Below are 16,226 nucleotides of genomic sequence, written 5' to 3' on the forward strand. Positions count from 1 at the left end.
TCACCACCGTGCCATGGCCGCTCGCCCCTCAGAGCAAGCGCCGTTCTCTCTCCAAAACTTTTTGCAGAACCTTCAGCACACTATCGGGCAGGCTCAACAGGAGAGCGGATAATGTCTACACGCGTTCCCTTTACTACCGGTGATCTAGCAGATCATCAGCGGGGTATCGATGACGCCCTCACAGGCGATCCGAATACGAATATCTTGACCGGCGACGCTGGCGGCAGCCTGCTCGATTTCTCAAGAGGCGGCAACGACACCTTTACGGAAACCGCACCGTCGACCTACACCTTCTACGGCGACGCGGCTCGGAGCTTGTTCAATTTTGCTCGGGGCGGTGACGATACCTTCACCACGGGGCTGTCATCCTCCACCACTACTGCCTTTGGTGACGCGGGCGACGATATGTCGGACCATAGCAGGGGCGGCAACGATACCTTCAACAGTGGCGTGGCAAGGCAGGTAGTCGATACCTTCTACGGTGACGCCGGCGGCAAGATGTTCGGCTATGCCCGGGGCGGGGATGACACTTTCCTGACCAGCACTGTACAAGGAGCTACCCACACCTTCTACGGTGATGCGGGCGGCGAAATGTCGGATCACAGCAAGGGCGGCAACGACACCTTCCAGGGCTCCAGGCAGGCCACGAACACCTTCTTCGGTGACTCCGGCAGCAACATGTCCGGCAATGCCCAGGGCGGCGACGACAGCTATACGAGCCGGACCGACTCGCTCAACACTTTCTACGGCGATGCCGGCGGCGATATGTCGGGCAACAGCAAGGGCGGCAACGACACGTTCACGGGCGCGTTCTTTTCCACCAGCACTTTCTTCGGCGATGCCGGCGGTGACATGTCGGACCATGCTCAGGGCGGCGACGACCGTTACACAGACCTAGGTGGGGCGATCCCGAGCAAAACTCTTTATGGCGATGCGGGCGGCGATCTTTCCGGTTTTGCCGCGGGCGGCAACGACAACTTCACGAGCGCGGGTGGCTCGGAGATAACTTTCTACGGCGACGCGGGCGGCAGTATGTTCGACCATGCGCTTGGGGGCGATGATGTGGCCGTGCTGCACGGCACCCATAATTTGGGGTATGGCGACGCTGTCACGATGCTCGGCAGCGCTGTGGGCGGCAATGACACCCTGACCGGCGGGGACAAAAGCGCCTTTCCTGATGTTCTAAACGAGTTGTACGGCGACGCATTCGCTATGTCGGAGTCCGCCACGGGCGGCAACGACATTCTTACCGGGGGCCACAACAGCGAAAGCGGCCAGGTCCGTAACTTCTTGTGCGGCGACGCTCTGCAGATGTCCGGTTCGGCCACGGGCGGCAACGATACCCTGTACGCCGGGAGCGCGGCACCCGGCTGTACGGTCATCAATGACATGTGGGGGGATGGGCAACTGAGCGAGTTGGCTCAGGGCGGCCGAGACCAATTCATATTCAAGGACGATGGTTCAATGACGGTCGGAACCCAAAACACCATCTACGACTTCAACCAGACCCAAGGCGACACCATCGTGTTTAGTGGCGTGGGGGGCGTGCAATCGTTCGATGATCTCACAATTGCGCAAAGTGGAACCAGCACCATCATTACAGCGGGAGACGATCAAGTTACTCTCGCAAATTTTACGAGCCCGCTGGCAGCGAGTGACTTTCTGTTCGTCTGAGAGAGCGAAACCCTACCCTGTTCGAATGAACTGGAATGCGGTGAGAGTTCGTTGAAGATCGTCGCGGCCGGTCGCCCCAATAATGCTCGACCGGCCGATCGACAATTCCAGCCGCAGTCATGGATCAGGCGGCCAGGAATCTCTCGGTCAAACGAGCCCAGAGCGCTGCGCCGACGGTCAGATTGCCGTCGTTGAAATCATATTTCGAGCTGTGCAGGATGGCTGAATCCTCGCCGTTTCCGAGGCGCAGGAAGCAACCGGGTTTGTGTTCGAGGAAATAAGAAAAATCTTCGCTGCCGGGGATCAACGGGCAGACGGACACCTTGTCCTGACCGACGAGTTCGACAGCGATGTCTGTCGCAAAGGACGTCTCGCGCTCGGAATTGACCACCACCGGGTAGCCGCGCTCGTAATCGATCTCGACCGTTGCGCCATGCGCCTGCGCCACAAGTGCTGCGATATTGCGAATACGCTGCTCGAGCGTGTCGCGGATCTCGGCCGAGAAGGAGCGGACGCTCAGCGTGATTTCGGCGTGTTCCGGGATGACGTTGGAGGCCGTGCCTCCGTGAATCGTGCCGACGGTGACGACAGCCGTCTCGATCGGGTTGACGTTGCGCGACACAACCGTCTGCAGGGTCATGACGATGTTGGCGGCAGCGACGATCGGGTCGACCGTCAGGTGCGGACGCGAGGCGTGGCCGCCACGCCCGGCGATCCTGATGGTGACGGTATCGCTCGCCGCCATCAGCGGCCCGGCGCGCATCAGGAACGAACCCGTCGGCGCGCCCGGGTGGTTGTGCAGCCCGAATATCGCATCGCAGGGAAAGCGCTCGAACAGGCCGTCGGCGATCATCGCCTGCGCCCCGCTTCCCTTGCCGGCTTCCTCGGCCGGCTGGAAGATAAGGTTCACCGTGCCGTTGAAATGCCGTGTGCGCGCCAGGTATTCGGCGGCGCCGAGCAGCATCGTGGTGTGGCCGTCATGACCGCAGGCGTGCATCTTGCCGCTGGCCTGGCTGGCATAAGGGAGATTGGTCGCTTCGGTGATCGGCAGGGCGTCCATGTCGGCACGGATGGCGATGCTGCGGCCGCTGCCCTGGCGCAGGCGGCCGACGACCCCGAGCCCGCCGACATTGCGCGTCACCTCATAGCCCCAGCTTTCGAGCCGTTCGGCAACGTATGCAGCCGTTTCGTGCTCCTGGAATGAAAGCTCGGGATGCGCGTGCAGGTGCTGGCGGGCCGCTGCAAGCTCGGCGGCCTTGTCGGCGAAGTCGGAAATGTCGGCGAACTGGTTGGAGGTCTTTGGCATGGGAGGTCCTTTGCCGGCCGAGCAGGTGCCGCGCCGGCTTTGCTTTTAGATGAAACGACTCAGGAAAGCCCGCGTGCGCGGGTGCCTGGGTTTAGCGAGAACCTCGTCCGGAGGTCCGGCCTCGATCACATTACCGTCGTCCATGAACACCACCCGATCCGCCGCTTCGCGGGCGAACCCGATCTCATGCGTGACCACGATCATGGTCAAGCCCTGCCTGGCGAGATCGCGCATGGTGGCGAGCACCTCGCCGACCAGCTCCGGATCGAGCGCCGACGTCGGCTCGTCGAAGAGCATCAATTTCGGGCGGATGGCGAGCGCACGGGCGATGGCGACGCGCTGCTGCTGGCCGCCTGAAAGCTGGCGCGGATAGGCGTCGATCTTGTCGGCAAGACCGACACGGGTCAGCAGTTCGCGGGCGTAGCCGATCGCCTCCTTGCGGTTCTCCCGGTGAACGCCGACCGGAGCCTCGATGACGTTCTGCAGGGTCGTCATGTGCGGATAGAGATTGAACTGCTGGAACACCATGCCGATCTTGCGCCGCTGCGCGGCGATCGCGCGGTCGGAAAGCTTGTCGAGGCGGCCGTCGTGCAACCGGTAACCGATCTGCTCGCCGTCCACCTCGATCGACCCCTGGTCGATCGCCTCGAGATGATTGATGCATCGCAGGAAGGTCGACTTTCCGGAGCCGGACGGTCCGAGAATGACCACCACCTCGCCAGGCGCGACGTCCAGATCGATGCCCTTCAGCACCTCGAGCGGGCCGAAGGCCTTGTGAACGTTGCGCGCCCGGACCAGGGGCGTGTCATGCGCGCTCATTGGCGGCCTCCAGGGTGGCGGTCGCCGTCTTCTCGCGCGCGCCGCGGTCGCCGCGGCTGTAGTGGCGTTCGATCGCGCCTTGCGCGACATTGAGGACCGAGGTGATCAGCAGGTACCACAGCACTGCAACCATCAGCAGCGGAATGATTTCGAAGGTGCGGTTGTAGATCGACTGCACCGAGTAGAGCAGGTCGGCCATGGCGATGACGCTGACAAGCGACGTCGCCTTGATCATGCTGATCAGCTGATTGCCGGTCGGCGGCACGATCGACCGCATCGCCTGCGGGATGATGATGCGCCGCAAGGCCCGCGCGCGGGTCATGCCGAAGGCTTCAGCCGTTTCGGCCTGTCGCTTGTCCACCGACAGCAGCCCGCCACGGATGATCTCGGCCATGTAGGCGGCCTCGTTCAGCGCCAGACCAAGAACGGCGGCCGTCAAAGGCGTGATCAGGTCGTTGGTGTTCCAACTGGCGAAGCCAATGGAAATGCGCGGAAACAGCGTCGAAAGGTTGTACCACAGGATCAATTGCACCAGCAGCGGCGTTCCCCGGAAGAACCAGATGAACAGGCCGGAGAGAAGGGATGCCAGCCTGTCGTTCGACATGCGCGCGATGGCGAGCAGCAGGCCGAGCACGATACCCAGGATCATCGCCACGACCGTCAGGCCGAGCGTTACGGAAAGCCCCTGCATGACCGTCGGATCGAAGAAATACTGGGCGACGACCGGCCAGCCGAAATTCGGGTTGACCGCAACGATATAGGCGAAGCCGGCTGCCACGGCGACGGTGAACGCCCAGAGCGCCAGCCGGACGAGCGGAAACGGCCGGTGGGCTCGTTTGACGTCGCGCAGCGCGTCGTCGGGATGTCGCGGCAGCCCGGCCGCGTAGGCAGCGGTGGCGTCGGTCATGGCAGCCTCTACTGGCCCTGGTTGATGCCTGGCGCATCGATCATGTTCTTCTCGAGACCCCACTTCTTCATGACCGCGGCGTAGGTGCCGTTCTTCATCAGGATCTTGAACGCGTCGAGCAGCACGCCGCCCAGCGGCGAGCCCTTCTTGACGACGGCGCCTTGATAGATGTCCTTGAAGCCGTTGGCCTGGCCGACCCCGGCGAGTTCCAGCTGGCCCTTCGCCTGCTCGACGAAATAGGTCAGCGGCGCCTGCGAGGAGAAGAATGCGTCGGAGCGTTTCGACCGGACGGCCAGTATCGAGCTCGGCTGGTCGGTGAAGGATTGCACCTCGACGGCCGGCTTGCCCCCCTCGGTGCATTTCTGCGCCTGCTGCTTGATGACCTTTTCGGCCGAGCCACCCGACATGACGGCGATGCGCTTGCCGCACGCGGTGTCGAGCGAGGTGATGCCTTCCGGGTTGCCCTTCTCGACGGCGAAGACGACGTATTCGCGCACCCAATCGATGAAGTCGTTGGATTTCTGCCGGTCGGGATAGTCGCCGACAGGCCCCATCGCGAACTGATAACGGCCGGCATTGATGCCGCTCAGCAAAGCCGGCAGGCCGGCGACCGAGGCATGATCGATCTCGACACCGAGCAGCAGGCCGATGGCGTCGGAAATGTCCTTGGTCGCCCCCGACAGTTCGGTGCCGGTGACGATCTCATAGGGCGGGAACGAGCCGTTGTTGACGGCTGTGATCTTTCCCGCCGCGCGGATCTCTTCCGGCAGCCGGGCCCGCAAATCCTCGTTCACCGATTGCTTCTGGATATCCTGGGCAAAGCTGGCCTGCGCCAGCATGGTGACGAGCGAGGCGAATATGAAGCTGATTGTCCTCATGGCATTCTCCTTCGTGTTCTTCGTTGTGCGTTCTCAGGCTGCGGTGGCCCGCGATCTGGCCTCGAAAGGAAACAAGGCTTCGGCGGAAATCGGTTCCGCCAGAATGCCCTGGGCATGGAGCTCGGTGACGAAATCCTCGATCATGCGCCGGTTGGCCGGCAGGCCGCTGGCGTTCCAGGAGGCAGGCAGGTCGCGCCCCGCATGAAGCAGCTCCTCGAGGATCCAGGGCGAGGTATCGGCATATTTTCGGCGCTTTGCCGTCCAGACGCGCTGGCTTTCGTTGATCAGCCTGGCGAGTTCCTGCGGCAGCCAGGGGTGCTCCCTGACTAGGGCGGCCTTGACAGCGACCAGATGCATGCCCGGGACATAACCGACGTCGGCGAAATAGGCGCGTTCGGCCGCGCGAAAATCGCGCAGCACTTGCCGGAAGCCGGAAGCCGGGCCGAAAAAGCCGTCCGGCATGAAGGGCGTGAAAACGGCGTCGAGCTCGCCTTGCGCCAGCAGCTCCATCATCGGGCGCTCGCCTGGTGCTGCTTCGATGCGCCCCGGCCTGCCGAATCCGTCGAGGCGGTCGGCGATCGGGTGCCCCGATGTCAGCCTGCCGGCGAACCAATAGGCATCCTCGACGCCGACGCCTCCCCGGCGAAGTGCTGCGCGCGTCCATGTGTTGCCGGAATCGCGCCAGCCGGTCACGCCGATGCGTTTGCCGGCAAGGTCGGAAAGCCGTTCCAACGGGCTGGTCTCGACCGTTATGATGCAGCGATGGCGAAAGCCGCGCATGATGAAGCACGGTAGTCCAACCACCGTATCGACGCCCGAAGCCATGGCCGACACATAACGGCTGAATGAGACCTCCGCCGCATCGTAGTGCGGATCGGTACCGAGGTCCGGAATGAGCGTGGCGACGCGATCAACCTTCACCGACAAGCGGCTCGAAGTAACGTCACCCAGCACCAAAGGGGTGAGATAGTCCCAATCGCGGGTGGCTACAGTGATGGAAACGGGCATCGGCATGAACTTCAACGCTATGTTTGACCGGCGATTGGTAAATGTTTATTTTTGGCCGATCAAATGTTATTATGTTATTGAACATTAGCTTTAATGGTCGCGGGTGCCGATGGATTTCGATGCAGGATGGTTCGCTGATCGCCTTGGCGACCGCACGATGCGCGGCATCGCGCGCGAGACCAGTGCGCTGATCAGAAGCGGCGCGCTGCCTGTCGGCGCAAAGCTTCCGCCGGTGCGCGATCTGGCCTATGTGCTTGGCGTCAGCCCGGCGACGGTCTCGCAGGCGTGGAGCGAGTTGCGGCGCTACAAGATCATCGGCGGCCGCGGACGCAACGGCACCTGGATCATGGGCAACCGCTTTGCCGCCCGGCCCGAGCGCCACATGAGCGGCGGCAATTACGGACAGGATGTTCTGAACCTGGCGATCGCGGAGCCCGATGTGAGGCTCTTGCCGCCGCTCGACATCGCGCTGGCGCATGGTGCGCGCGCCGAAAAGCTCAACAGCTACGAGCGGGTGCGCATCCTGCCCGAGCTGGAGGCCGCAGTGCGCCCGTCATGGCCGTACGATCCCGGCGCGTTCCTGGCCACCAATGGCGGTTACAACGCCATCTACACCTTGCTGCATGCGCTGGTCCCGCCGGGGGCGCCGGTGGCCATCGAGAACCCGACGGCGCTTCGCCTGCTCGACATCCTCGAGGATCTCGATGTGCCGATCATCCCGGTAGACGGCGACGGTGACGGTCCCTTGCCGGATGCACTTGCCAACGCTCTGCGGCAGCGGCCCGTCGCGTTCCTGTTCCAGCCGCGCGTCCATTCGGTTACCGGCGCCTGCATGTCGTCGGCGCGGCTGGAAGTCATCGGCGACCTGCTCGCCGGCACCGACGTGCTGATTGTCGAAGATGACGGCGTCGGCGATATTGCCTCGGCGCCGCGCATTTCGCTTGGCCGGCGTTTTCCCGATCGCGTCGTCCATATCCTGTCCTATTCCAAGACCCACGGCCCGGATCTGCGGCTCGCTGTGCTGTCCGGATCGGCGACGATCGTCGAGCAGATCCAGTCCTACCGCAGCTTCAGCTCGGGATGGACCAGCCGCATCCTGCAGGCAGCCACCGCCTGGCTGCTGCAAGACCCGGCCACGGCCGCCCTGGTGGAGCAGGCGAAGGAGGTATACCGCGGCCGTCGCGAACGGCTCGCTGGCGAACTGGCCAAACGCAATGTCGATATCGACGCCGGACACGGTCTCAGCGTCCTCATTCCGGTTGCTTCGGAACCTTACGCGATGGTCACGCTGGCCGCCCACGGCATCGCGGTCCATGCCGGAGCGAAGTTTTCGACGGGAAAAACGAACGCTGTCCGCGTCGCGACCAGCATTCTGGACGAGGAGCACCTCGAGCACGTCGCAAATTCCCTGGCGCTGGCAGCCGATCCGGCGCGGGAGGTTAGCTAAAGGGTCAGCTGCTCCGACGGATAGTTGGCGACCGGCCATATACAGACCCTGTCTTCTTTCGCGTTCAACTGCCGCTGGCCGGTCCCGAGATCATGCTCGGCGTCAACCAGTCCGTCATGGTGGCGCTGGCGATGATCATAAGATCTCCCTGATCCGCCGTTCACCGAGAGGAGGCTGCAAGTTTAGGCGGGGCGTTTCCACGGCCCGCGTTGGAGCTTTCCACGCTGACGCACACGCCTGCTTCCATACCGCTGGCCGATGACAGCTTCGAAGAGGTCCTTCGAGGTCAGAAACATGTCGAATCGTCAGGTATCACCAACTGGAGGCAGGGAGGTTCGGGACGGCGCAATACGGCTGCGCGGCCTGTTGGCTGCGGCCGGTGCCACAACCGCCATGGCGTTCGGATTTGGCAGCCTGGCGCTGACATCCGTCTTCATCAGACCGCTTGAGGCGGAGTTTGGCTGGTCGCGAGCCGACATCAGCCTTGCCTACACGCTATCAAGCGTCGGCATGGCGTTGGGCGGGCTGTTCTGGGGCCGGCTGTCGGACCGCCTGAATGTCAAAAGCCTGCTATTCATCGGCTCGGCTGGCATGGTGATCGCGCTCGCCGCGCTTTCCTCCGCCACTTCGCTCTGGCAGATCTATGCGGCCAACTTCGCTTTGGGCGGGCTAGGCTTTGCCTGTCTGTACGCGCCGGTACTTGCAGTGACCGGACTCTGGTTCGACCGCCGCCGCGGCCTGGCGATAGGGATCGTCACAGCAGGCGGAGCCCTAGGCCAAGGCATAATGCCCTACGCCGCAAATGCCTTGATTGACGGCGTCGGCTGGCGCCTCGCATACGCGATCATGGCGGCGGGGACGATGGCTGCGCTGGCGATCTCCATGCCGGCGGTTCAGGCGCCGCCCGTCAGTGAGGTCCTTCCCGCGCCGGTGCGTTTTTTAGCAAAGCCAGGGTTCCAAAGTGGCCGGCTTTCTCCGGTGGCGCTGCTATCAGCTGCAGCCTTCCTTTGCTGCGCCTGCATGGGCGTCCCGCTGATGCACCTCACGAGCTTCGTCACGGCTGTGTGCGGGTCTTCGGATGTCGGATCGCTCAGCCTGCTGACCGCCATGCTGTTCGGCGCCGTCGGGCGGATCGCGTTCGGGCTCCTCGCCGACCGGGCAAGCAATCTTGCCGCCTATGCCCTGGCGTCGTTTATTCAGACGGCATGCGTTGCGATTTTTCCCGCGCTGGACCAGCAGCTGAGCCTGCTGGCGCTGTCGGCGGTTTTCGGCTTCGGCTTCGCCGGAAACATGACGTGCCTGATCCTTTGCGTGCGCCAGTTTGCGCCAGCCGAACGCTTTGGCCAGTCACTCGGCATCGTCATGCTGATCGCCTGGCTGGGCATGGGGGTGGCCGGTTATTTCGGCGGTTTCGTCTATGACAGCTTCGGCAGCTATGGGCGTGCTTTCCTGGTGGCATTTGTCGCTGGCGCGGCCAATCTCGTGGTTCTGGGCGTATTGGCGGCGTCATCCGGCGCGAGAGCGCAGGTCCCATGCGGCCGCCTTCCGGACCCTGCGATGAGCCGCTGATTCAAACGTCGAAATCCATTTGATTCCACGTTGGTTCGAACGCTGCAAACCACGGCCTTCCTGCCAACCTCAGAGATCGAAGAGGGCGGAGCACCGTCATCACCAGGCAAGGACAGCTGAGATGAGCAGTATCTACGACAGCATTCTCGACACGATCGGCGATACGCCGGTCGTCCGTCTTTCCCGCATCAACAACGGCGCCGCTTCGCTCTATGCCAAGCTCGAGGCGTTCAATCCTGGCGGCTCGGTCAAGGACCGGCTTGCCGCCGCGCTCATCGAAGAAGCGGAGAGTTCCGGGGCACTTCGGCCTGGCCAGACGGTGATCGAGGCGACGAGCGGCAACACTGGCATAGGACTCGCCATGGTTTGCGCGAGGAAAGGCTATCCTCTCGTCATCGTAATGCCGGAGAACGCCAGCCTCGAACGCCGCAAGCTGATGCGTTTCTTCGGTGCCAAGGTCGTGTTGACCCCTGCCGTCGAGCGCGGCAGCGGCATGCTCGCCAAGGCGGTCGAGCTGGCCGGAGCGCACGGCTGGTTCCTCTGCCGGCAATTCGAGACGCCCGTCAACGCCGATGTCCATGCCCGCACGACAGCGCTCGAAATCCTCGCGGCGTTCCAGGACCGTCCACTCGATTACTGGGTCACCGGCACCGGGACCGGCGGAACGCTGGCCGGTGTGGCGCGAGTACTCAAGCGCGAGCGCCCGGAAACGCGGATCATCGTCTGCGAGCCCGACAATTCGGCGCTGCTGTCGAGTGGCATTCCCCAAACTTTCGACGAACACGGACTGCCCACTCGGGCGCACACTCGCTTCCGGCCACACCCGATGCAGGGCTGGAGCCCTGATTTCATTCCGCAGATCGTCGGCAACGCGATGGCTGACGATCTTGTGGACGAAATCTTGCCGGTTTCAGGCGCCAGCGCTTTGGAAGCTGCGCGCCGGCTTGCGACGGAAGAAGGAATACTGGCGGGGATCTCCGGCGGGGCTACCTTGAGCGGGGCACTGGAAATCGCTGGACGCGTCGGACCGGAGCGGAACGTGCTCTGTATGTTGCCTGACACGGGCGAGCGGTATCTCAGCACGATCCTGTTCGATCACATCAGCGAGGAAATGTCGCCAGCCGAAGAGGCGATCTCTCGCTCCACACCCGGCTACCGCTTCGACCGGCCGCCGTCCTTCGCCCTTTCATCGGCGCCCGTGAACGAAATCCAAATCGATCAGTCGGCGCATGCGTTTGTCGATGAGGCGATCTATGATCCGGAGCATCCGGTGGTCATATTCGCCCTGACATGGTGCGAATTCTGCTGGACGGTAAGAAAGCTTTTCGACCGTGCCGGAATCGCCTACAGGTCCATCGACATCGATGCTCCGGAATTCCAGAAGAACGGCCGGGACGGGGAAATCCGCAAGGCTCTGAGGGCCCGGATCGGTTCGCCTACAATTCCGCAGGTCTTTGTCGGCGGCGGGCATATCGGTGGCTGCATGGATACGCTTGCGGCCTGGCGGGACGGCACGCTCGCCGCCCGGCTGGAGTTCGTTGGCGCAAACTACACGCCCGGCGCATGCGCAAATCCCGAGAGCCTGCTGCCCCGATGGGTGCGCGCGGCAGCGTGAGACCCCGCCTCCGGGCCTTTCAGAGTGCCGTCGGCACCATCAAAGCGAGCCGGAACGGGCGTGATCCCGTTCCGGCTCGGCATTCATGTGGACTTGTCCGTGTCGGCCTTCCCACGAAGGGAAGGCAAATCAGAGCGCAGGCGGAAAACCTCACGCTTCCGGAAACGAAAGCTTTCGGCAACGGCACGGACTTGATACAATCCATGGCTAATTTAGCAGCGACTGGGATTGGCAAAGTGTCGCTCGAAATTCGCGTTCTCGGAGATCTGACCGTCCTTCGCCTTGGCGAGGTCGTTTCCTTGCCGCCTTCGAAAAAGACGCGGGCGCTACTGGCCTATCTTGCGCTCGTAGAGCGCCCGCAGCGGCGCGAGCGCCTTTGCGAGATGTTCTGGGAGGTACCGGACGATCCTCGCGGCGCCCTGCGCTGGAGTCTCTCGAAGATCCGACAGGTCGTCGACATCGGGAACGGCGAGATCCTGCAAGCCGACCGCAACGCAGTTCGCCTGAACACCAGCGAAGTCGTGCTGGACATCGCGCCGCTCCGGGGCCTCGGCGGTCGTGACATAGAGGCTCTCGAACCGGAGAAACTGGAGGCCCTCGCCGGAGCGTTCCGCGGCCGTTTCCTGGATGATCTTTCACTGCCGCGCTGTCCGGAATTCGAAGCCTGGCGCATTGCGACCGCCGACGAACTGCACGTGACGCATCTGCGCATCCTTCGGGTGCTCGTCGACCGGCTTGAGCCGGCGCGGGCACTTCCGTACGCGCATGTCCTGGACGGGTTGGAGCCTGGGGACGAGGCTCTTCGAGCGGACATCCGCCGGCTGAGCGAGGCAGCACGGCAATCCGCCATGGTCCAGAGCCGCGCTTCGAGTAGCGACATCGGGGTCGCTCCCGCCGATGAGAACGTCCCTCCGACGCGTGTTTTGCCTGCGTCGGAGATACAGCTTGCCTCTCCGCCGGAGCGAATCCTTGCGCAGGAGATTCGCCGGTGCACGACGCCCGACGGCGCGCGCTTGGCCTATTCCTTGAGTGGTCAAGGCCCCCCTTTGGTAAGGGCCGCCCACTGGATGTCCCACCTCGAGCTCGAATGGGACAGTCCGGTGTGGAAGCATTGGATCGAGGGCCTCTCCGCGCACTACCAGCTGATACGTTACGACCAGCGCGGCAACGGCCTGTCGGACCGGTATCCCGCCGACCTGTCCTTCGAGGCCATGGTTGCCGACCTGGAGAGCATCATCGATGCGGCTGGTCTGCGCCGCGTTTCCCTGCTTGGCATTTCCCAGGGGTGCGCCGTTTCGATAGCCTATGCCGTCCGGCATCCAGAGCGTGTGGCGGGGATGGTGCTGTATGGCGGATTCACCAAAGGTTGGCGCAAACGGGGCAATCAGCGCGAAATAGCGCGCCGCGAAGCGATGGGAGCGCTGATTCAGGAAGGCTGGGGCCAAGACGACCCGGTGTTCCGGCAAATGTTCACCTCCCTCTTCATTCCGGAAGCAACGCCGGAACAGAGGAATTGGTATAACGAGTTGCAACGCAATACCGTCTCGCCGGAGATTGCCCATCGCATCTTCGAGGAAGGCGCCGTCATTGACGTTGACGAGCTGTTACCGCGGGTCCGCGTCCCGACCCTGGTGATGCATGCTACGGGGGACGCGGTCATTCCGTTCGATCATGGCCAGGCGATGGCTGGGAAAATCCCCGGCGCGCGTTTCGTTGCGCTAGACAGCGTCAACCACGTGCTGCTTGGCCACGAACCGGCATTCGCGACCTTCGTCGACGAAACGCGTCGTTTCCTTGCCGACCCCGAACAGACGCAGCAACTGGCAGGCCCTCCGGCGTCCTTGGGAATCAACCGCTCTCGGCAATACATAACAGTGCTGGCCGCGGAAGTGGTCAGTCCCATGCATCTCCTCGAAACGGAGGATCCGGAAGTGGCGATCCGCGAATTCCAGCCCGTCGAGGATCGGGTGATAGAAGTCGTGGAGAGCCATGGCGGCGTCGTCACGTCGGCTGCTGACGGGACAATCACCGCAGCATTCGGCCTCGCTCGCGCCACCGAGGATCACGCCTATCTTGCATGCCGCGCCGCGCTTGCGGCCAAGCTGGCAGTGGAGGAGCTTTCCCAGGGCGGGATCCAGTTGAGGGCCGGAATAGACACCGGCGAGGTGATCGTACGGCAGCAATGGACGACCAAAGCCAGCAAGGTTGAACTGGCCGGAGCCGCGCCGCGTGCGGCCAACCGGCTGATGCGTGCCTTGCACCGTGCGACGATCGCCGCGACAGGCCGGGCGCGCGCAGCCGCCGGCGGCTATGTGCAGATGCACCGCTTAGCGCATTCGGAGCATCCGCAACTTGGCCACGAGGAACGCATTTACGAGCTGTTGGGCGAAAATCACGCTTTGTCGCGCTGGCACCTGAGGGCCAATCGCGGCCTCACCGGACTGGTGGCGCGCGAGCTCGAGCTGAAAATCCTGCTTGCAACCTGGCGCCGGGTCAGGGAGGGCCACGGCCAGGTCGCCGGGATCGTCGCCGACGCCGGCATGGGCAAGTCGAGGCTTGCCCATGAATTTCTCTCCCTCGACGAAGTGGCCGGTTTTACTGTGCTTGAATGTGGCGGCCTGGAGTTTGATTCATCAGTTACTCTGGGCGCTGTAAAGAAGCTGCTGCTCTCGGCTTGTGGCATTCGCGGCGAAGACGGCTTGGCGGAAGCCCAGCGCCTGTTTGCCTTCAAACGGGCGGAACTGGACCTGGATCCAAGTCATACGGCGCCGCTTTCCTTCCTCGCGGACCTGCCGGTCGACGATTCTTGCTGGTGGCATCTCGATGCGCGGGAGCGGACCTCACGCGTATCCGAGGCGATGAGCGCATTTTTCGTTGCCTTGAGCCGGGCCGCGCCCGTAGCCGTGCTTATCGAGGATCTGCACTGGATCGATGCCGAGAGCGAGGCCGTAATGAACAGGCTGGTCGAGGTCATGGGCGCCAACCGTATCATGCTGCTCGCCACCTACAGGCCGCAGTACCGGCACGAATGGAACCGCCGCGGCTATTTCCAGCAGATAAGGCTGGAGCGGTTCGCGCGGGACGAAATGGAGCAGTTCCTCACCGAATTGCTGGGATCCGATCCCAGCTTGGGGGAACTGCGGCAATCGCTTGCCGAGCGGGCCGAGGGCACGCCGCTATTCCTGGAAGAAATGGTGCGCGGACTGGTTGCGGACGGTGCACTTGCCGGCCAGTCCGGCCGCTACGAACTCAAGAGGCCAGTGGATTCCATCACCATCCCGTCGACGGTTCAATCGCTCATCGCCGCACGTATCCAGCAGCTGGGTGACTCGGAAAGGCAGGCACTCCAACTCGCTTCGGTTATCGGCAAGAATGTTCCGTATCCCCTGCTGAGGGCACTCTCGCCGCTCTCGGAGGCGGAGCTGGGGGTATGCCTGGCCAAACTGCAGAGTTTGGAATTCCTGTTCGAGGTCCAGAGCTATCCTCACGTGGAGTATACGTTCAAGCACGCGTTGACGCTCAAGGTGACCTATGAATCCCTCCTGGCGGAGGACCGAAAAAGGCTGCATCGGGCTGCATTGGTTGCGATGGACAGACTCTATGCCGGATCGCTGAACCACCATATCGAGGAACTGGCCGAACACGCGCTTCGTGCCGAGGCATGGGAACCGGCCGCGGATTATCTGCTGCAAGCGGCGGGCCGGGCTGAGGAACGCTCGGCCTATTCCGCCGCGGTCCAGTTCCTCGAAAACGCCCGCAAAGCAGTCGCCGCGCTGCCCCGAAATCCGAAAACCCTCGCCCAGGCGATCAACCTGCGGGTGCGGATGCGGCCCGCCTACGGCGCCCTGGGTGCCTATCGGAAGGCGCTGCCGCAGCTATTGGAAGCGCGCGAACTGGCCATGGAACTGGGCGATCCGCAACTCATCTCCGACGTGTTGCTCCACTTGAGCTATCTCAACAGCTCCCACGGCCGCTACGAGGAGGCGCTGGAACCGGCCGACACACTCAAACGCGGCGCGACGGCAAATGGCGTGCAGCGCTGCATAAGCGAGTCGGACCTGGCCGCCTCACAGGCGCTTCTGATCCGCAGCGAGGCGCGGCAGGTGCTGGAGCGGCTTGTTCCGCATGAGGAGAGGTTCACCAAAGCTTGGCGTCTGGAGCGTTTCGGACAGCTCGGTGCGCGTGCGGTTTGGTACCTGGGGCACCGCGCGCAGGCGGAAGCGCGGCTTGGCCGGTTCGACGATGCGGAACGTTCGCTTGCCGAACTGCAGAAGGTCGCCGCCGAAGTGGCGCGCCCGATCGACAGCTGCGCGGCCGCCTATTTCACCGGTGTGGTGGGCGTCCTGCGCGGCCCCGAGCCGGCGCTTGTCGAGGCGCTGCAATTGTGGTCCTCCGAAGCCGCTACCAGCGCATCTATCCTACTCCGGCCATGGCTGTTGACCGTGCTCGGGCATGCGGAATTCCTGCTCGGCCGCAACCACGACGCGGGCGCCACCTTGGAAATGGCGGTGACCGAGGCTGAGCGGCTCGATCTTGCCCAGTTCGAATGTCACGCGCGCGCGGTGCTCGCATGCGTGCGTGCGCGCCTGTATGAGCCGGAAGCTGCGGCCAATCTCGGCCATGCGCTCGAGCTTGCGCGGGGACGCGGCGATCCGTGGAGCGAGATCATCGTACTGCGCGGCCTTGCCGAGCTGAAGCCTTCCAGATCGGCCATTGGCTGGCTCGAACAGGCCTGCAATCTTGCCAGGCGGGTTGAATTGCGGCCGGAGCTTGCCCGCTCCTTGCTAGCTCTCGGGCTCGCGAAGCGGCGCGGCAAGATTGCTGGCGCGGATGCCACTCTCGCGGAAGCGGCCAAGCTCTACAGAGAAATGCAGATGCGGGAGGATTTCTCCGGCACGGAAGAGCCGGCCGGAAGTGTCCTGCCCGATCGCGTTCCCATGGCGGTTACGGCTTGATCCCTCCGCATCCAGGGATCTGCTTCGAAGGTTTGCGCTGCCTGTAGG

10 protein-coding genes are annotated in these 16,226 nt (G+C 63.4%); 5 read left to right on the forward strand and 5 right to left on the reverse strand.

Annotated elements, in window-relative coordinates; translation table 11 throughout:
* The first annotated feature begins 111 nt into the window (after positions 1–111).
* The gene (locus NKI52_RS10345) at positions 112–1,674 is read left to right on the forward strand and encodes a hypothetical protein (RefSeq protein WP_352697855.1); all 1,563 of its coding nucleotides are present in this window, start codon (positions 112–114) and stop codon (positions 1,672–1,674) included.
* A gap of 124 nt (positions 1,675–1,798) precedes the next feature.
* On the opposite strand, the gene NKI52_RS10350 is transcribed toward NKI52_RS10345, so the two are convergent.
* The 5 genes from NKI52_RS10350 to NKI52_RS10370 form a co-directional block, all read right to left on the reverse strand.
* Positions 1,799–2,980, reverse strand: a complete 1,182-nt coding sequence (locus NKI52_RS10350; RefSeq protein WP_352455185.1) for a M20 aminoacylase family protein — start codon at positions 2,978–2,980, stop codon at positions 1,799–1,801.
* Positions 2,981–3,025: 45 nt separating this feature from the next.
* Positions 3,026–3,799, reverse strand: coding sequence for an amino acid ABC transporter ATP-binding protein (locus NKI52_RS10355; RefSeq protein ID WP_023674014.1), 774 nt, complete (start codon positions 3,797–3,799; stop codon positions 3,026–3,028).
* On the reverse strand, positions 3,786–4,706 hold the full coding sequence (locus NKI52_RS10360; RefSeq protein WP_352697857.1) for an amino acid ABC transporter permease: 921 nt from the start codon (positions 4,704–4,706) through the stop codon (positions 3,786–3,788). The genes NKI52_RS10355 and NKI52_RS10360 overlap by 14 nt, the downstream gene beginning before the upstream one ends.
* Before the next feature lie 8 nt (positions 4,707–4,714).
* Positions 4,715–5,545, reverse strand: a complete 831-nt coding sequence (locus tag NKI52_RS10365) for an ABC transporter substrate-binding protein (RefSeq protein ID WP_502897751.1) — start codon at positions 5,543–5,545, stop codon at positions 4,715–4,717.
* A 72-nt stretch (positions 5,546–5,617) separates the two neighbouring features.
* Positions 5,618–6,592, reverse strand: a complete 975-nt coding sequence (locus NKI52_RS10370; RefSeq protein ID WP_352569383.1) for a substrate-binding domain-containing protein — start codon at positions 6,590–6,592, stop codon at positions 5,618–5,620.
* A 109-nt stretch (positions 6,593–6,701) separates the two neighbouring features.
* On the opposite strand from NKI52_RS10370, the gene NKI52_RS10375 reads away from it, so the two are divergent.
* The 4 genes from NKI52_RS10375 to NKI52_RS10390 all read left to right on the forward strand — a co-directional run bounded on the left by NKI52_RS10375 (position 6,702) and on the right by NKI52_RS10390 (position 16,178).
* Positions 6,702–8,039, forward strand: coding sequence for an aminotransferase-like domain-containing protein (locus NKI52_RS10375; protein WP_352569381.1), 1,338 nt, complete (start codon positions 6,702–6,704; stop codon positions 8,037–8,039).
* A 294-nt stretch (positions 8,040–8,333) separates the two neighbouring features.
* The gene (locus NKI52_RS10380) at positions 8,334–9,608 is read left to right on the forward strand and encodes an MFS transporter (protein ID WP_352697860.1); all 1,275 of its coding nucleotides are present in this window, start codon (positions 8,334–8,336) and stop codon (positions 9,606–9,608) included.
* A gap of 121 nt (positions 9,609–9,729) precedes the next feature.
* The gene (cysK, locus tag NKI52_RS10385; protein ID WP_352697862.1) at positions 9,730–11,223 is read left to right on the forward strand and encodes a cysteine synthase A; all 1,494 of its coding nucleotides are present in this window, start codon (positions 9,730–9,732) and stop codon (positions 11,221–11,223) included.
* 236 nt (positions 11,224–11,459) lie between these two features.
* The gene (locus NKI52_RS10390) at positions 11,460–16,178 is read left to right on the forward strand and encodes an alpha/beta fold hydrolase (protein WP_352697864.1); all 4,719 of its coding nucleotides are present in this window, start codon (positions 11,460–11,462) and stop codon (positions 16,176–16,178) included.
* The last annotated feature ends 48 nt before the right edge of the window (positions 16,179–16,226 follow it).

The sequence above is a fragment of the Mesorhizobium sp. M0590 genome, assembly GCF_040320905.1.
Taxonomy (GTDB): Bacteria; Pseudomonadota; Alphaproteobacteria; order Rhizobiales; family Rhizobiaceae; genus Mesorhizobium.

Bases quoted from the DNA above. Each gene is read 5' to 3' on its own strand.
- NKI52_RS10345 (WP_352697855.1), top strand. From the start codon at position 112: ATGTCTACACGCGTTCCCTTTACTACCGGTGATCTAGCAGATCATCAG.
- NKI52_RS10350 (WP_352455185.1), bottom strand. From the start codon at position 2,980: ATGCCAAAGACCTCCAACCAGTTCGCCGACATTTCCGACTTCGCCGAC.
- NKI52_RS10355 (WP_023674014.1), bottom strand. From the start codon at position 3,799: ATGAGCGCGCATGACACGCCCCTGGTCCGGGCGCGCAACGTTCACAAG.
- NKI52_RS10360 (WP_352697857.1), bottom strand. From the start codon at position 4,706: ATGACCGACGCCACCGCTGCCTACGCGGCCGGGCTGCCGCGACATCCC.
- NKI52_RS10365 (WP_502897751.1), bottom strand. From the start codon at position 5,545: ATGCTGGCGCAGGCCAGCTTTGCCCAGGATATCCAGAAGCAATCGGTG.
- NKI52_RS10370 (WP_352569383.1), bottom strand. From the start codon at position 6,592: ATGCCCGTTTCCATCACTGTAGCCACCCGCGATTGGGACTATCTCACC.
- NKI52_RS10375 (WP_352569381.1), top strand. From the start codon at position 6,702: ATGGATTTCGATGCAGGATGGTTCGCTGATCGCCTTGGCGACCGCACG.
- NKI52_RS10380 (WP_352697860.1), top strand. From the start codon at position 8,334: ATGTCGAATCGTCAGGTATCACCAACTGGAGGCAGGGAGGTTCGGGAC.
- cysK (WP_352697862.1), top strand. From the start codon at position 9,730: ATGAGCAGTATCTACGACAGCATTCTCGACACGATCGGCGATACGCCG.